Source organism: Acidovorax sp. 56 (assembly GCF_002749705.1).
Taxonomy (GTDB): domain Bacteria; phylum Pseudomonadota; class Gammaproteobacteria; order Burkholderiales; family Burkholderiaceae_C; genus Acidovorax.
Map to the genome: position 1 here is coordinate 372,077 of NZ_PEEV01000001.1, position 16,258 is coordinate 388,334.

Genomic DNA, 16,258 nt, shown 5'->3' on the forward strand with positions numbered 1-16,258 from the left:
GCGCCTGCGCGGTCTCTGGGCTATCCACTTCCAGCCCTTGCACCGCGAAGACGCCTGCGTCTTGTTCACCCAATCCGCCTTTGCACCGGGTCAACCTGCAGCCTTCGTTGGCTGCAAAACACCACAAGCAAGCCGCATGCCAAAAATTGAAGCGTGATGGCCACTTTTTATTGGTGGTTTGCACCAGTTTGGTGTAATTTCAGGTCGTATGACGAATTTTGATTGATTTAAATATTTAATTTGATATAGGTGATTTTGGGTATGGCGCGAAGTGTGTTTTTTATGCTTTGGCATGTCCAAATAGTTATGTAAGAAACAATTCTTTTCATTTATTCTGGTTGTGCGGCAGTGCTCTTGGCTCGGGGCGGTAGCAGCCCCTTGAGCAAAGAGTTCACTGGCATGTCAGCGTGAAGTGGCTTTTCAGGAGTTATCTATGCGAATGAACCTGCCCGTTGTCTCTCAGGAGTACCCCTTTCCCAAAGGCGAAACATTGGTCTCGACGACCGATCTGAAAGGGCGCATCCTCTACTGCAACCCCATGTTTGTGGAGGTCAGTGGCTACGAGAAGCAAGAGTTGCTGGGCCAGCCCCACAACATGATCCGCCACCCTGAAATGCCGGAAGAGGCCTTTCGCGACATGTGGGACACCATCGCCAAGGGCATCCCCTGGTCCGCCGCCGTGAAGAACCGCCGCAAAAACGGCACCTACTACTGGGTGATGGCCAATGTCACGCCCCTCATGCAGGGGGACCAGCCCGTGGGCTACATGTCGGTGCGCACCGAAGCCACCCGCGAGCAGATCCAGCAGGCCGAGCAGCTGTACAAGACCATGCGAGCCGAGAAAGAGGCCGGGGCATTGGTGCACAAGCTGCGTGCCGGGCGCCTGATCAAAGACAACCTTTGGGGGCGCACCACCGAGCTGCTGCGCATGGGCGCGCTGGGCAAGATGCTGGTGTGCATGGGCGCTGTGGTGCTTGCCGCCTGGCTGGCTGCATCGGCAGGGGGGCACAGCCTGTCGCTGGTGTCTGGCTTGGCCTGGCTGGGTGTTCTGGCCCTGGCCGTGGGAGCGGCCGCCTACATGCACAACGTGACGATTGCCCCCCTGAACCAGATGCTGCTGTGGGCCAACCGCATGGCGGCGGGGGACCTGACCCAGAAGATTCAAGCGTCGCGCGATGACACGGCCGGTCACCTGCAAAAAGCCTTGTCCCAACTGAATGTGAACCTGCTCTCCATCGTGCGCGATGCACGCCAGGAGGCCGAGCGCATGCAATTGTCCACCCAGGAAATCGCGCAAGGCAACCAGGACCTGTCAGCGCGCACCGAATCCCAGGCGAGCAACCTGGAGCAGACGGCGGCTTCGATGGAAGAAATCACCGGCACCGTGCGGCAAACGGCCGAGTCTGCCCGCCGTGGTACCGAGTTGGCCACCCAAGCCACTTCGGTGGCTGAGCACAGCAGCGAAGTCGTCAACAGCGTGGCAGCTACGATGAAGCAGATCCAATTCGCTTCCGGGCGTATCAGCGAGATCACGCAGTTGATCGACAGCATTGCCTTCCAGACCAACATCCTTGCGCTGAACGCTGCGGTGGAGGCCGCCCGTGCGGGCGAGCAGGGCAGAGGCTTTGCTGTGGTGGCTTCGGAGGTGCGCAGCCTGTCGCACCGCACCCTGTCAGCGGCCAAAGAGATTCGGCAATTGATTGACGACTCGGCTAACAAGGTGCAAGAAGGCAACGTGAAGACGGACATGGCGCAAAAAACCATGTCTGAGTCACTGGACCTTGTGCGCCGGGTGAATGCACTGATGGGCGAAATCCACGGAGCTTCCAGCGAGCAGCTCAGTGGCATCTCGCAAGTGAACTCTGCCGTGGCGCAGTTGGACACCATCACCCAGCAAAACGCAGCACTGGTTGAAGAAAATGCCGCATCTGCCATGCAATTGAGCACCCAAGCCAAGTCTGTCTCAGAGACGGTGCAGGTGTTCCGCATCGATGCATCGTCCAGCGCACACAGCGTGGATGCTGTGGCGCTGCGCAAGTCCATGAAGGCAGATTCAGGCCAGAGGGCGTTGGCTGCGGCGTAAGGCCTGGGGGCCGCCCTTGTCTGTGCTCGCGGCCTTTGCGCAGGGTTCAGCACACAATGCCCGCATGCGAATCATGAAGCAACTCAATCACCTAGGTTCTGCCGTTTTGTTGGCAGTGGTCGTCATGCTGGCCGCCATTCTCTTGCTGCACAGTGGGGGGCTCGTGGTTGACTGGAAGCCCAAAACCATGCCTTATCGTTTGACCAGCAACCCCTTCATCGGGTGGAGCCTGGTCGCCGTCCTGGGGGCCGGTTTGCTCTTGATTCGAAAGGGACCACCACTGGCGCAGTGCGTGGCGGCTCTGTTGCTCGTCGGCTTTGTTTGGGGCCTGGCCGCTGTCACTGCGCTGTTTTGGGATGCGTTTTTGTCTCCCGTTCTGGTGTTCGCGGTGTTGCCTGTGCAGCTCGCGGCGATCAGCACGCTTCGGTCGCTGTTGCAGGAGCGTGGGGCTGCCCCGCCGACTTAGAGTGGTTAACAAGACCCTGTCATAGTTCAATGCCTGGTGGGCGCTGAAGACGCATGGTTCGAAACAAAGAACAAAGCAATCAGCGCTGCGCTGTTCAAGAAGATCGAACCGCTGCTGCCAGTATTCACGCCTTCAGCCAGAGGCGGTCGGCCCAGCCTGAGTGACGAGCCGGCTGCTCGATAGCATCGTCGTCGTGCATGGGGCCATGCGTGGCCAGACCCCGAGGCCTTACACGGGCCTCAATCTCACGGACAGAGGAAAACTTGGGAGCAAGCGCCATCCCATCACGGACCGCCAAGGAACCCTATTGCTGTCTTGCGCCACCGAAACCAACCTTCACGATTCGGTGGTCTTCCATGAGCTGATTGAAGCCTTGCCAGCGGTGCCGCACTCACCTCAAAAGCCGCCGTATCTAAGACCGCATCGCCCGCAAAGGCATCGAGCGCAATGATCGGCTTGGGCTCCATCGCTGGGTCGTCGAGCACATTCATTTCTGGCCCGCAGCCTTAGGCGAAGCTACGCATTCGCTTCGAGTGACCATGGATGTTCGCGTCGCCCAGCTTTCCTTGGCTTGCAGCGTCATCTGCTATTGCCGTTCACCGACGTGGGCCTGGACAGCTAGACGCTGCCTAACGATCTGATTGAATTGAACACCGTCACCTGCACGCCTGCATCGACCACAGCCGCTAATATTCCTGTCAAGGCATAGGCCGCAGGAACATTGATCGATCCAGGGAGGAAAGCAACGCATGGCTGTAAACCATCTTGATGTGGATGACGGGGCAATCCACCCCGGCACGCGCACATCGCTATACCTGCCTTCGCTCTCGCTGGCAGATTGCGTGTGTGCCTATGTGGCTCGCGACACCTTGGGCGCCCAACTGAGCCCCAAACAAAGCTTGAGTCATTTGCCGGTGTCTCCGCTGGTCAGTCTGATTTGGTTGATTCACGGCGGAAGATCGTCAGTGCATATCGATGGTGATGAACTCCCCTCGTCGTCCAGGCGCGTTGTCTTGCGTGGCCCTCGCGCAGAACCCAGCGTTTGGCAGGACCGCGGCCCCGCCGCGGGATTTTCACTGACGATATTCCCTGATGCATTTCATGCACTGACCCATCTGAACGTAGCCAGTTTGGTAGACCAGGCAAAGAGCTTGCAATCCGTACTCGACAAAGAATGGCAGAAGATGGCCATTGCAGTTTTGAAGGCGAGTGATGACCTGGCGCGCATTCAAATTATCGAAGCTTTTTTAATGCCTCGCTGGACGCAAAGACGCGTTCAGCAGCCTGCGACAACGCTGTCGGATGGATTGATGCTGTTCAACGACTGGTTTGACGCTACAGCGTCGCGTACGTCTGCATCAATACCTGGGCACAGCACGCGCCAACGAGAACGGCTGACAAAAGAACAATTAGGCTTGCCCATGCGCGCGCTGCGCGGACTGGTGCGCATGGAGTCCACGTTGACGCGAGGGCACGCTTCCAACGCGTTTGGTGCTCCGTCTTTGGTGGATGTGGCCCACACGATGGGGTTCTCTGACCAAGCGCACTTTTCCAGAGAGGTGAAACGTTTCTCCGGCTTGAGTCCTACTGAATTGCAGCGTGCCATTGAGACCCAGGAGTCCTACTGGCCCTACCGCTTGAGGCAGGCGCTGAAGGTGCGTTGACAGCCCTGCATCCAGCCCGCAGGCACGCAGATGTGCCCGCAATGCTTGCCGCATCCGATCTCCGAAAGTGCATCGCAAATGTCGTTTTGATTCAAGACCGCATCTGCGCAGCTCCCTAACATCCGAGGCTTTTGTTTTTCCATCGAACAAAACCTCGGTCATGCCCCCCCTTTATCCCTCGCGCACGGCCAAAAGTTGGCAAGCACGTCTCACGGTCGGCGCGAGATCTATTGGCGCCGCCTATCCATTGCGGGCGTGCACGCCCGCAATCCCCGCCTTCATGCTTAAGAAAAATCACACTCAACAAGGGTATCAATGCAGCGCGCTTTCATAAAACTGGCATGGACCGTCGTTTTCGGCATCAGTGTTCTGATAGCAGGCTGCGGCGGAGACGGCGGCCCTTCTGCTGTCGGCGCTCCTGCGCCCACACCTGCCCCCAACCCTACCGTAGGGGCCAGCGGCCCGGTTGCGGCGGACACCACGGCACCAAGCGCTCCAGGAGCTTTCACTGCAAGCAGCAGCACCAGCGACACCGTATCCATAGGCTGGCTGCCCAGCACCGACAACGTCGGAGTTATCGGCTACGAAATTTGGCGCAACGGCAAGCGTCTTCAAGCCACCCCAGGTGAACAGACTATCTTTCAGGACAAGGGGCTGGCACCCGGCACCACGTATACCTATGCGGTGCGCGCGGTGGATGCCGCCGGCAATTTCTCCGCGTTTGGTGCGAATCTGAATGTGGGCACACTGGCCATCGCCAGCCCGGCCGATACCACCCCGCCCACTGCGCCCACTGCGCCCGGCGCAAGCCAAGTCACCGCGACAAGCCTGACCCTCAGTTGGGGGGCCAGCACCGACAACACAGGCGTCGTCCGCTACGAGGTGTACCGCAATGGCACCACCTTGATCGGCAGCACAGCCCAGACATTTCTTCTATTGACTGGCTTGACGGCCAACACGACGTACTCCTTGACCATCAAGGCCTTTGATGCTGCAGGCAATGTTTCTGGCGCCAGCACCACCGTCGTGGTCAGCACGGAAGCAGCACCGGTAACCCCCGTGCCGCCTGTACAGCCTGTTCCTCCTGTAACCCCGACACCCGTAACCCCTGCTCCTGACACCTCCGCCCCGAGCGTACCGACTGGTTTGACGGCAAGCAATGTCGCCAGCACCAGCCTGACGGTCAACTGGACGGCCAGTACAGACAACGTAGGTGTCGTGGCTTACAAGGTATACCGAGGCGGTACGCTGGTTGGCTCAACCAGTGCCACCAACTACACCTTGACCGGTCTGACCGCCTCCACCAGTTATGCGATTGCGGTGCAAGCGATCGATGCGGCGGCCAATGCGTCTGCGGCAAGTGCTGCGCTCAACGTCAGCACAACCTCGGCTGCAGCTCCGATCGGGGGCTATCCTGTGTCGGTAATTGGTCCGGTGGAGATCATCAGTTGGGCACCGGCTACCGCCTATCCTGGCGTCCCCTATCGCTACCGTGTCGGGGTCATAGGCGGGCAGGCGCCATACATCTATTCCGTCGTTACGGCACCGCCAGGTGTGACTATTGCAGCAGGCACGGGTGAGCTGTCGTGGACAGCCCCCGCCAGTGCGGCAAGCCCTGTTTCCATCAAGCTACGTGCCACCGATTCGCTGGGATCGGCTGTCGACCAAACGCTCAGTGTGCAAGTCACCAGCAACGGCTTCTACTTTGTATCGCCCACCGGCAATGACAGCACCGGCACAGGAACACTGGCCTCCCCCTGGAAGACCATTGCCAGCGCCCTCACAAAAGGTGCGACTGGCGACACCTTGTATGTGCGCGGTGGCAGCTATACCGGCGGCTTTGACTTTGTGCTCGACAAGATCACGCGCCTTGTGGGCTACCCCGGCGATGCCATGCCCGCCATCGACTTGAACTTCACCAACATCAACCCGCGTTCCTCGCGCACCTGGGTGGAGGGTCTGGAGATTTTCAACTTCAGCCACCATGGCTTCCATGTGGATGGCAACCAGAGCGACCTTGTCTTTCGGCGCAACCACATGCACCACCTGTACGACCCGAGCCAATCCGAGAATCCATCCTTCATTTTCTTTGCGGACAATCAGTACTACGACCGCATCATCATCCAGGACAACATCTTCCACGACCTGTTTGACCGCGGATCGGGCCTTCACGGCGATACAACGGCTAACTACCACGGTGGCGCGTCCGTCATGTACAACGTGCGCAGTGCATTGGTGGAAAACAACGAGGTCTGGGCGATTGACGGCCCCTGCTTCAAGGACAAGGACAACGGCCAGCGCAACACCTTCCGGGGCAACTACTTCCACGACTGCGCTTCAGGCGCTATCCATTTGGCCAGCCAATTCACGCAGGACCGCATAGAAGTGTCCTGGAATGTGCTGATCGGCGGCGTCTCGATTGGGCAGCAGCCCGGCTACATACGCGACATCGACATACGCCACAACACCCTGTTGGGAAGCATTGACTTCGGATGCGTGGTGGGCGATCCGAATAGCAAGAATTTCATCGTTCGGGACAACATTCTCGTCCCTGACAATTTCTTTGCCTACGCATCCATCAACTGCAAGTTCCCTGACAACACCCTGGATCTGTCGTCGCAAAACAAGACGCTGGGCCCGGAAGGCCGCTTTGACTACAACCTTATTGACTCGTCATATGCCTACGTTTTTGGCTATGGCTGGTATGCCACCAATCTAGACTGGGCTGCATGGCGTGCCACCTACGGCAAGGACGCGCACTCCAAGAAGACCACTGCGCTGCTCACCAATGTGGGCCTGAAAGACTATCGCCCCAAGGCCACTTCGGCAGCCTGTGGCGCCGCATCTGACGGCCGCGCGATGGGCGCATTGGCGTGCGCGCCATGATGAGCGATGGCCTTGGGCATCGGCCTTCTGGTTACCGCTTGTGGCGGTGGTGGCGATCCTTCTACTGCGGTCGCTCAAGCGCCCACGGCTACCGTTGCGATGCCTCCAAATCCTTGCGCAACAGCCCAGTAGCAATAGTTCCTGACGCGACGGACACCACTGTACCGGGTACTCCGAGAACAGTTGCGACAAGCAGCAGTCCAAGAGGCAGCCTGCTCGTAGGCTCTGCTACGTCTGCAGTGGTCACTGCCGCAAGGCACCACAGTCCTTGAATGTCCACCGAACAACGCTCCCCAATGCCCACCACTTACCGCTTCATGCAACGCACCACCGCCTTCACCAGCGCGCTGACCCTGGTGTTCTTCGTCACCGCCACCGTGACCCCATCAATCGAAGCGGCCACGCCACTTGTGCCCGCCGAACGCAGCCTCGTGGGGGAATATGTGCAGTCAGGCCGTGAAACAATAGCCCAGATGGCTGTGCTGGACGATCGCACCTTCTGCTTCGCCTTCGTGGGCGGCTCAGTCGACTTGTTGCTGGCCGGGCACTGGAAGCTCGCCCCCGATGGCAAGGGCATCCAGTTCGATGAAGTGAAAGTGCCAAAACTGCAGTTCCCCGCGTTTGCCACTCCCAGCCAAGGAGGAGTCAACAATACGTTCGAAATCGATGGTTATTCGATGTCGAACGCTGTGAAGCCGGTGTTTGCCTATTCAGCAACCAACGCTGAGCCCACCGAGTTCCGACCACTGTTTGCACCCACGCACAACAGCTGGGCCGAGCGGTACACACTCCCGCCCGTACCTGCCGCTCAGGCGCGCTACTTCTATATCGGCAGCGCCGAGAACGATCCTGATGCACCCTACGGCTCAGCTGCCCGCAATGGCCCAAAGCGCCACAAGGTTGTGCAGTACGAGCTGCGGGGCCCGGGCAAAGTGCTGGTGGGCTTCAACGCCGAGCAAAACCTCATTGACCTGAGCCAGCCAGCACGGATGCTGGGCGACACGCTGCACCTCAGCGCTCAGCCCCTTGCCAAGCGCAGACCGATCTCAAGTGAACGGGCTGAAGAAGCACGCGAAGGCTGCATCCGCCCGATATTCGCGCTGGCGGCAGGCAAAACGCCAACGGGCGGTCAAGAAGGCGAAAATACCAACCCCGACCTCAAAGGCCGCGCGGAGCTCGTGCCCATCAAGACTTTTTACGTTGACCCCGCGCGCATCAAAGGCGCACCATGGTTTTCAGCCAAAGAGTTCTGAAACGACAGACATCACTTGGCGGCTGCTTCTGCTGCTGTTGGAGGCAAGCCTGACTGTTGTACGCAGTGGCTTTGCCAGCGGTTTGCCCGTGACCATCCGCGCCACCAGCAACCCCCTGGCAGTGGGTCATGTTGAGTGCAGTACCGTGGACTTGCAGCCCTGGGGACCTTCGCATTGCCGCTGGACGCCTATGCACCATGCGGCGCCCCCCAAAAGCAGCGGCCCAGTTCACGGATGATTCAGTCGCTGGGTGGCCGAGCGCAGACACGTCCGGTGGCTGCCTTTGGCAAATTGCAGACCCGCTTGCGGACCTGCTTTGGGCGCGGTGTCGGTATGCAGGGATGCCTCAAGTGCTTGCGCGCACTGTCAACTCAAACCCCAGGTTCACCGAATTGCTCTCAGGCAATTGCCCTTGCATCAGGGCCAGCAGCATGCGTGCCCCGGCCTCGCCCATGGCGGCGCGGGGGGTGCGCACCGTGGTCAGGGGCGGCAGCATCTGGTCACTGCCTGCCAGGTCGTTGAAGCCTGAAATGGCCACGGTGCCCGGCACGGCGATGCCCAGGCGCTGGGCGGCCAGCAGGCCGCCTTGGGCCAGGTCGTCGTTGCAAAAGAAAATGGCGTCCACCTGCGGGCGGGTGCGCACGATGTCTTCAAGCAAGGTGGCCCCCAGGCGGATGGAGGAGGGCTCGGGGCTGAGCACTTCCAGCTTTGCGTCGTACAGGCCCGCATGGCGCAGGCACCGCCGGTAGCCCTCGGCGCGTTGCAGTGTGCGGGGGTCCAGTTGGGCGGCCGCAAAGGCGATGTGGCGGTAGCCGCGCTGCAGCAGGTGCTCAGCCATGGCATAGCCCGCGTCTTGCTGCGAAAAGCCGGTGCAGTACACGCCTGGGGCAGCCGTCACCTCCATCAGGTGCACGCAGGGCACCCCACTGGCGGCAATCATCTGGCGGGCGTTTTCGGTGCGATCAAAGCCTGTCACCAGCAGGCCTGCCGGGCGGTGGGCCAGGTAGGTGCGCAGCAGTTGCTCTTCTTCCAGCGGATCGTAGTGGGTCACGCCAATCAAGGCCTGGTAGCCCAAGGGAAAGAGCACGCGGTGCACGGCATCCAGCACATCCACAAACAAAGCGTTGGACAGCAGCGGCACCAGCACGGGCACCTGCACGCTGCGCTGCGATGCCAGGGCGCGCGCTGCGGGGTCAGGCACATAGCCCAGTTGCTGCACGGCGACCTTCACGCGGTCGACCAAGTCTTGCGCGACGCCGCGTTCGCCCCGCAAAGCGCGCGATGCGGTGATGGGGCTCACTCCAGCGGCTTTGGCCACGTCGCTCAGGGTGATGCGGCCACTGGAGCGGCGTTTGCTGTCGGGTTTGGTCAAGGGTTTTCCCTCGTTGGGGTTTGAGGATGTGGATTTAGGATAGCGCTGTCCTTGCTCTGGAACAAGGCGGAATTCCCTATTTTGTGGCAATTTCGGCAGGGTTTCAGTTTCACAGCACACCAGTAGGCGGTGTGCTTTTTTAGAATTTGATTGGATAGCGCTACCAATATGTCTGTGAACAGTTCTTCGGTGTTTTTGGTGGTCATGGGGGTGGCGGGTTGCGGCAAGTCCAGCCTGGGTCAGTCCCTGGCAGCAGCGCTGCAGTTGCCGCTGATTGAGGGGGATGACCACCACAGCGCCGCCAGCCGCACCAAGATGAGCCAGGGCGTGCCTTTGACCGATGCCGACCGCGAGGGCTGGCTGATGGAATTGGGCCAGTTGCTGCAGGCCCGCCCTCAAGGGGCTGTGTTGACCTGCTCAGCGCTCAAAAAAGCCTACCGCGACCGGCTGCGTGCCGCTTGCCCCTCGCTGCGCTTTGCTTTCTTGCAGATCGACCGGGCTGAGTCGGAAGCCCGCGTCAAAGCCCGCGCACAAACCCATTTTTTCTCGGCAGCGCTGGTGGACAGCCAGTTCGCCACGCTCGAATCCCCCACGGGCGAGCCTGGCGTGCTGACGCTGGACGCCGCCTTGCCTTTGTCCATCCTGGAGCAGCAGGCCTGCGCATGGCTCACCACCCTGGAGGCCGCATGAGCGCCGCATCTCCTTCCACCCCCACCACTCCACAGGGTGAGGGCCGCGCGGCCAACAGCCGTTTCACCCGCGTCGCCAGCGTGCTGATGGCCTTGTGCCTGGGCACCATGGCCGTGGCTGTTTTCTCTAACGTGGTGCTGCGCTACGGCTTTGGCAGTGGCATTCCCGCCAGCGAAGAGCTGTCGCGCCTGCTGTTTGTCTGGATGGTGTTCATCGGTGCTGCGGCGGCTTACCCCGCCGGTGAGCACATGGCCTTTACCAGCCTGGCCGGTCTGCTGGCCCACAAGCCGCTGGCGTTTGGACTGCTCACGGCCGTGATTCGGCTGCTGGTGATTGCGGCTTGTGTGATGTTGGGCTGGGGTGCCTGGCAGCAAGTGGTGGTGGGCATGGGCAGCCATTCGGTGGTGCTGGGGTACTCCTCGGCCCTGCTGCCGTTGCCTGCCTTGTTGTGTGCGCTGGCGATTGGCGTGATGGCTTTGGTGGAACTGGTGCTGCGCAAGCCGCTGGACCTGGGCCACGGTGCGGAGGTGGAGTGATGTTTGGAATGACGCCTGAAGCAATGGCCTTTGTGGTCTTTTCGGTGGGCATGCTGGTGCTGATGGGTACGGGCATGAACATGGGGCTGGCGCTGGTGCTCACGGGCGCTGGCATGGCATGGGTGCTGGATTTTTGGGACACCCAACTGCTGGCGCAAAACCTGGTGGCGGGGGTGGACAGCTTTCCGCTGCTGGCGGTGCCGTTCTTCATTCTGGCGGGCGAGTTGATGAACACAGGCGGCATCAGCCGCCGCATCATCGACATGGCCCAGGCCTGGGTGGGGCACATCCGCGGCGGCCTGGGCTACGTGGCCATCGGCGCTGCAGTGCTTATGGCCAGCATGAGCGGTTCGGCCCTGGCCGATACAGCCGCATTGGCCACCATCTTGCTGCCCATGATGCGCCAGCAGGGCTACCCCATGAACACCTCGGCCGGGTTGATTGCCTCGGGCGGCATCATCGCGCCCATTATCCCGCCGTCCATGCCGTTTGTGATTTATGGTGTGACGACCAACACCTCGATCTCGGCGCTGTTCGTGTCGGGCATCGTGCCAGGGTTGATGATGGGCGTGGGCCTTATCTTTGCCTGGCGCTGGGTGCTGCGCGACCTGGACCTGCCCAAGGGCGAGCCACTGCCGGTAAAAGACCGCCTGCGCGCCACGGCCCGCGCTTTCTGGGCCATGCTCATGCCGCTCATCATCATCGGGGGCATGAAGTCGGGCGTTTTCACGCCCACTGAGGCCGCCGTGGTGGCCGCGTTCTATGCGCTGGTGGTGGCGCTGTTCATCCACCGCGAAATGCGCGTGCCCGAGATTTATGGCGTGCTGGTGCGCGCGGCCAAAACCACCTCCGTCGTCATGTTCCTGTGCGCTGGCGCCCAAGTGGCCAGCTACATGATCACGCTGGCCGACCTGCCCAATGTGCTCACCAGCTGGCTTGGACCGCTGGTGGAAAGCCCGCGCCTGTTGATGGCCGTGATGATGATCGTGCTGGTGCTGATTGGCACCGCACTGGACCTCACGCCCACCATCCTGATCTTTGCCCCGGTGATGCTGCCGATTGCCGTGAAGGCGGGGATAGACCCGGTGTATTTCGGCCTGATGTTTGTGCTCAACGGCGCCATTGGCCTGATCACGCCGCCCGTGGGCACCGTGCTCAACGTGGTGGCGGGGGTGGGGCGCATTTCCATGCACAGCGTCATCAAGGGGGTGAACCCCTTCTTGCTGACCTACGTGCTCATCCTCGCCCTGCTGGTCGTATTTCCGCAAATCGTGACCGCCCCCGTCGTCTGGCTGAGATGAAGCACCCCCTGAGTCGCTTCGCGCCTTCACCCCTCTCTCGCATTGCTGCGCAATGCGGGAGGAGGACGCCCCCAGCGCGGCGGGGCGGTGCGGCCGGCGTAGGCCCTTGCGCGGGGGCACTGGCCTAGACCGCGTCGGTATCGGTCGTCTATGTCCTTTGATTCCTTTCCTCTGTTCCTCACCCCTCACCACAATGGAGACAACCATGAAAACCTTCCGTCGCACCCTTTTGGCCGCCTTGTCGGTGGCTGCGCTGGCCTGCTCGTTCCAGGCCGCTGCGCAAGACTTCAAGCCGCGCATCATCCGCTTTGGTTACGGGCTCAACGAAGTCTCCAACCAGGGCCGCGCCACCAAGCTGTTTGCCGAAGAGGTCGAAAAGGCCTCGGGCGGCAAGATGCGGGTGCGTGCCATTGGCGCGGCCGCGCTGGGCTCTGATTTGCAAATGCAGCAGGCGCTGATTGGCGGCGCGCAAGAGATGATGGTGGGCTCGACCGCCACGCTGGTGGGCATCACCAAAGAAATGGCCATCTGGGACACCCCCTTCCTGTTCAACAACACCAAGGAAGCCGATGTGGTGCTGGACGGCCCGGTGGGCCAGAAGGTGATGGACAAGCTGCAGGAAAAAGGCCTGGTGGGTCTGGTGTATTGGGAGAACGGCTTTCGCAACCTCACCAACAGCAAGCGTCCCGTGGCCAAGCTGGAGGACATGAACGGCATCAAGCTGCGTGTGATGCAGAACAACGTCTTCCTCGACAGCTTCAAGACCCTGGGCGCCAATGCTGTGCCGCTGCCGTTCTCTGAACTGTTCACCGCGCTGGAAACCAACACCGTGGATGGCCAGGAGAACCCCTTCAACACCATCTTGTCGAGCAAGTTCTATGAGGTGCAGAAGTACCTCACCGTCACCAACCACGTCTACAGCCCCTGGATCGTGCTGGTGAGCAAGAAGTATTGGGATGGTCTGTCGAAGTCCGAGCAAAAGGTGCTGCTGGACGCTGCCAAGAAGAGCCGCGACTTTGAACGCCAGGACACCCGTGCCGAAGCCGACAAGGCGCTGGCGGACTTGAAGGGCAAGGGCATGCAGGTCAACGACCTGCCCGCAGCAGAAGCCAACCGCATGCGCGAAAAACTGGGTGCTGTGAACGCCAGCATTGCTGCCAACGTGGGCGAAGGCCTGTGGAAGGAAGTGCAGGGCGCTGTGGCGCAAGCACGCGCCGCCAAGTAAGCGCAGGGCAGGGAGTAGGGGCTGGGTGGGCTTCCACCCTGACGGCGTAGCCCAAACCCTCCACGCAAAAGCCAGCAGCCCTTGGGCCGCTGGCTTTTGTGCTTTTCAAGGCCCGCCGGCGGATGCCGTGTGCAGGCCTGCACCCACGCACTCTGTGCCTGGCCTGGTAACCAGACGTCTCATAAGGCATCTACGGTTGCATTCAGAGCACAGATGGGCTGAAATGTTCTGAAGCCTGTTCAATGCTTTTGGGGGTAGAGCCCTGAAGGGGTCAGAACAGGTCGGTTCATCCATCGTGCTTTGCGCTCTACCGGGAGGTTGCCATGACCGTTGTTGCCGAAATCCTGAAATCCAAACCCGACACCACCGTGTACACCGTACGCCCCGCTGATTCGGTGCTGGACGCCTTGCGCCTGATGGCCGAAAAGGGCATTGGAGCCCTGCTGGTGACACAGGACGATGACCGCATCGTGGGCATCTTCACCGAGCGTGACTACGCCCGCAAGATCGCGCTGCTGGGCCGCACGTCCGCCGCCACTCAGGTGCGCGATGTGATGACGCCCGACGTGCTGTTTGTGCGACCGCACCAGACCAGCGAGCAGTGCATGCAGATCATGAGCAACAACCGCCTGCGCCACCTGCCGGTGGTGGAGGCCGACCAGCTCGTGGGCATGATCTCCATCGGTGATCTGGTCAAGGACATCATCTCCGAGCAGAAATTCATCATCGAGCAGCTGGAGCAGTACATCACCGGCCACCGTTGATGCCAGCCCCCGGCGCGCAGCGCACGGGGGCCGCCCGCTGCGGCGTCAAGGCTGCAAGCGGAAATGCGCCATCGCGCTGCTGACCTGATCGGCCTGCGAGCGCAGCCCTTGTGATGCCGCGGCGGTTTCCTCCACCAGGGCCGCGTTTTGCTGGGTCATGCGGTCCATGTGCTCCACCGCCTCCAGCACCTGCGAGATGCCCGACGCCTGCTCGGTGCTGGCGCTGCTGATCTCGGCCATGATGCCGCTGACCCGGGCAATCGCCTGCACGATGCCTTGCATGGCCTGGCCCGCGCTGTCGGCCTGGCGAGAGCCCTCGTCCATGCGCTGCACCGAATCGGTGATCAGTGCCTTGATCTCATGGGCGGCCTGGGCTGAGCGCTGGGCCAGGCTGCGCACCTCGCTGGCCACCACCGCAAACCCACGCCCTTGCTCGCCTGCGCGGGCGGCTTCCACCGCCGCATTCAGCGCCAGGATGTTGGTCTGGAACGCAATGGAGTCGATCACCCCGGTGATGTCTGCGATCTTGCGTGAGCTTTCGTGGATGCCCTGCATGAACGCCACCACCTTTTGCACCTGCGTGCCCCCGTGCTCGGCCTCTTCGCTGGCCTGGCGGGCCAGGGCATGGGCCTGGCTGGCGCTTTGGCTGTTGGCGCTCACCGTCTGGTTCAGGGTTTCCATCGAGGCGGCGGTTTGCTCCAGCGCGCTGGCCTGCTGCTCGGTGCGTGCGCTCAGGTCTTGCGTGCCTGCGGCAATCTCGACCGATGCCGTGTGCACCGTGGCGATGGACTGCTGAATGCCTTGCACTGTGTCCGCCAGGGCGCGGGTGGATTGGTTCAGGGCGCGGGCGATGTCACCAAACTCGTCGTGGGTGTTCAGGTGCAGCGGCTGGCCCAGGTCGCCCACGGCCAGGGCCCGGGCTGCGCCCAGGGTTTGCTGCACGGCGGCTTGCGCCTGGCGCACCGTGGCCAGGCTCACCCACAGGGTCACCACCAGGGCGGCCAGCAGTGCGGCGCTGAACCACCACATGAAGCGCTGTGCCTGCGCCACGCGCTCTTCCAGCATGGTGTCCAGGGTTTCGTAGCCTTTGGCGATGAGGGCGAACTGGGTGTCGATGGCCTCGGTCAGGCTGGCGAAGTAGGCCTGGGGCGAATGGCTCAACTCGGTGGGCGTGAGCAGTTGCTCTTGCATGGTCTGCAGCGCCCGGCTGGCGCTTTCTGCGGCCTGTTTTTGCGCGGTGGCCAGTGCGCGCTGCACCAGTGCATCGGCCTCGCCAGCGCGGCTGAGCATGGCCTGGGCCTTGTCAGTCCGCAAGCGGGCGGTGGTCACCACCGTCAGGATGGCAGCGCGGTCGGCGGGGCTCAGCTCGTGGCGCGTGAGGGCGGCGGCGCCCAGCGCACGGGCCTGGCCCAGCGATTCGGTCAGGCCGGGCAGTTGCTCCAAAGCGCCCGACATCAGGTAATAGCTGGCAGCCTCGGGGTCCAGCGTCAGCGTGGAGGTATCCAGCACCTGGTACAGCCAGTCCAGCTGCAGGCTGATCAGTGCGGTGTGGGCGCGGAAGCTATCGGCCGCCTTGGTGCCTGGCGCAACGACCAGCGTTGCCAGCGCGGCCCAATCCGTTGCCACTTGCTGGGCGAGGGGTTGCAACTTGCGGTCTTGCGTGCTGGCGGCCAGGGCGCTTACAGACTGCTGGGCTTGGGCCAGGGCGGTTTGCACCTCGGCCTGTTTTTTCTCACGCTGTGCGATGAAGCTCGCATTGCCTGACAGGGCTCCGTTCGAGAGGCCCCGGTGTTGCTGGCTCAGTTGAATGAGGCGCAGCACCTGCTCGGCGGGTTTGAGGCCCGATTGCTCTGTCTTTGCCGTGCGCAGGGTTTCATAGCGAGCTTGCAGCACCAAAGCCGATGCGGTAACGGCCAGCAGCATGCAGGCTGCGCAGACCAGTGCAAATTTTTGCCAGAGTTTCAAGCGTGCAATCAGTGCATTCATCCTCGTGGTTCCCGTGTTGATTTGGCGACCCT

Annotated in this window: 12 protein-coding genes and 1 pseudogene; 11 read left to right on the forward strand and 2 right to left on the reverse strand. The window is 61.5% G+C overall.

Annotated elements, in window-relative coordinates; genetic code table 11:
* Nucleotides 1-433 precede the first annotated feature (433 nt).
* From CLU88_RS01525 to CLU88_RS01550, 6 genes and pseudogenes are all read left to right on the forward strand, one after another.
* A complete protein-coding gene (locus CLU88_RS01525) occupies nt 434-2,083 on the forward strand; it encodes a PAS domain-containing methyl-accepting chemotaxis protein (RefSeq protein WP_099655087.1) in 1,650 nt (549 codons plus the stop codon).
* 73 nt (nt 2,084-2,156) lie between these two features.
* On the forward strand, nt 2,157-2,549 hold the full coding sequence (locus CLU88_RS01530; RefSeq protein WP_143225922.1) for a hypothetical protein: 393 nt from the start codon (nt 2,157-2,159) through the stop codon (nt 2,547-2,549).
* A gap of 36 nt (nt 2,550-2,585) precedes the next feature.
* Nucleotides 2,586-3,190, forward strand: a pseudogene (locus CLU88_RS23045) (hypothetical protein).
* Between the two features lie 108 nt (nt 3,191-3,298).
* A complete protein-coding gene (locus CLU88_RS01540; RefSeq protein WP_099655089.1) occupies nt 3,299-4,213 on the forward strand; it encodes a helix-turn-helix domain-containing protein in 915 nt (304 codons plus the stop codon).
* A gap of 315 nt (nt 4,214-4,528) precedes the next feature.
* Nucleotides 4,529-7,099: a fibronectin type III domain-containing protein gene (locus CLU88_RS01545; RefSeq protein ID WP_099655090.1), complete on the forward strand. Its 2,571-nt coding sequence runs from the start codon at nt 4,529-4,531 to the stop codon at nt 7,097-7,099.
* Nucleotides 7,100-7,416: 317 nt separating this feature from the next.
* A complete protein-coding gene (locus CLU88_RS01550) occupies nt 7,417-8,352 on the forward strand; it encodes a hypothetical protein (protein ID WP_143225923.1) in 936 nt (311 codons plus the stop codon).
* A gap of 346 nt (nt 8,353-8,698) precedes the next feature.
* Here CLU88_RS01550 and CLU88_RS01555 read toward each other — a convergent pair whose 3' ends face one another.
* A complete protein-coding gene (locus CLU88_RS01555; RefSeq protein ID WP_099655092.1) occupies nt 8,699-9,724 on the reverse strand; it encodes a LacI family DNA-binding transcriptional regulator in 1,026 nt (341 codons plus the stop codon).
* Nucleotides 9,725-9,892: 168 nt separating this feature from the next.
* Here CLU88_RS01555 and CLU88_RS01560 point away from each other — a divergent pair, with 168 nt between their 5' ends.
* The 5 genes from CLU88_RS01560 (at nt 9,893) to CLU88_RS01580 (ending at nt 14,240) form a co-directional block, all read left to right on the forward strand.
* Nucleotides 9,893-10,414 carry a gluconokinase gene (locus CLU88_RS01560; RefSeq protein WP_233205342.1) on the forward strand — a complete coding sequence of 174 codons (522 nt, stop codon included), beginning with the start codon at nt 9,893-9,895 and terminating at the stop codon, nt 10,412-10,414.
* Nucleotides 10,411-10,950 (forward strand): TRAP transporter small permease, encoded by a 540-nt coding sequence (locus tag CLU88_RS01565; RefSeq protein WP_099658559.1) that lies wholly within the window; start codon nt 10,411-10,413, stop codon nt 10,948-10,950. Before CLU88_RS01560 ends, CLU88_RS01565 begins: the two co-directional genes overlap by 4 nt.
* An 8-nt stretch (nt 10,951-10,958) precedes the next feature.
* A complete protein-coding gene (locus CLU88_RS01570; protein WP_099655093.1) occupies nt 10,959-12,251 on the forward strand; it encodes a TRAP transporter large permease in 1,293 nt (430 codons plus the stop codon).
* Between the two features lie 205 nt (nt 12,252-12,456).
* The gene (locus CLU88_RS01575; RefSeq protein WP_099658560.1) at nt 12,457-13,476 is read left to right on the forward strand and encodes a TRAP transporter substrate-binding protein; all 1,020 of its coding nucleotides are present in this window, start codon (nt 12,457-12,459) and stop codon (nt 13,474-13,476) included.
* A gap of 323 nt (nt 13,477-13,799) precedes the next feature.
* A complete protein-coding gene (locus CLU88_RS01580) occupies nt 13,800-14,240 on the forward strand; it encodes a CBS domain-containing protein (protein WP_099655094.1) in 441 nt (146 codons plus the stop codon).
* Nucleotides 14,241-14,285: 45 nt separating this feature from the next.
* Here the strand turns inward: CLU88_RS01580 and CLU88_RS23430 are convergent, their stop codons facing one another.
* Complete coding sequence (locus CLU88_RS23430; protein ID WP_099655095.1) at nt 14,286-16,226, reverse strand: methyl-accepting chemotaxis protein; 1,941 nt, start codon at nt 16,224-16,226, stop codon at nt 14,286-14,288.
* Nucleotides 16,227-16,258 lie beyond the last annotated feature (32 nt).

What these genes read in the sequence shown, in the direction of transcription:
- CLU88_RS01550 (WP_143225923.1), top strand. Translation starts at nt 7,417, where the DNA reads ATGCAACGCACCACCGCCTTCACCAGCGCGCTGACCCTGGTGTTCTTC.
- CLU88_RS01580 (WP_099655094.1), top strand. Translation starts at nt 13,800, where the DNA reads ATGACCGTTGTTGCCGAAATCCTGAAATCCAAACCCGACACCACCGTG.
- CLU88_RS01545 (WP_099655090.1), top strand. Translation starts at nt 4,529, where the DNA reads ATGCAGCGCGCTTTCATAAAACTGGCATGGACCGTCGTTTTCGGCATC.
- CLU88_RS01560 (WP_233205342.1), top strand. Translation starts at nt 9,893, where the DNA reads ATGTCTGTGAACAGTTCTTCGGTGTTTTTGGTGGTCATGGGGGTGGCG.
- CLU88_RS01570 (WP_099655093.1), top strand. Translation starts at nt 10,959, where the DNA reads ATGACGCCTGAAGCAATGGCCTTTGTGGTCTTTTCGGTGGGCATGCTG.
- CLU88_RS01565 (WP_099658559.1), top strand. Translation starts at nt 10,411, where the DNA reads ATGAGCGCCGCATCTCCTTCCACCCCCACCACTCCACAGGGTGAGGGC.
- CLU88_RS01575 (WP_099658560.1), top strand. Translation starts at nt 12,457, where the DNA reads ATGAAAACCTTCCGTCGCACCCTTTTGGCCGCCTTGTCGGTGGCTGCG.
- CLU88_RS23430 (WP_099655095.1), bottom strand. Translation starts at nt 16,226, where the DNA reads ATGAATGCACTGATTGCACGCTTGAAACTCTGGCAAAAATTTGCACTG.
- CLU88_RS01530 (WP_143225922.1), top strand. Translation starts at nt 2,157, where the DNA reads ATGAAGCAACTCAATCACCTAGGTTCTGCCGTTTTGTTGGCAGTGGTC.
- CLU88_RS01540 (WP_099655089.1), top strand. Translation starts at nt 3,299, where the DNA reads ATGGCTGTAAACCATCTTGATGTGGATGACGGGGCAATCCACCCCGGC.
- CLU88_RS01525 (WP_099655087.1), top strand. Translation starts at nt 434, where the DNA reads ATGCGAATGAACCTGCCCGTTGTCTCTCAGGAGTACCCCTTTCCCAAA.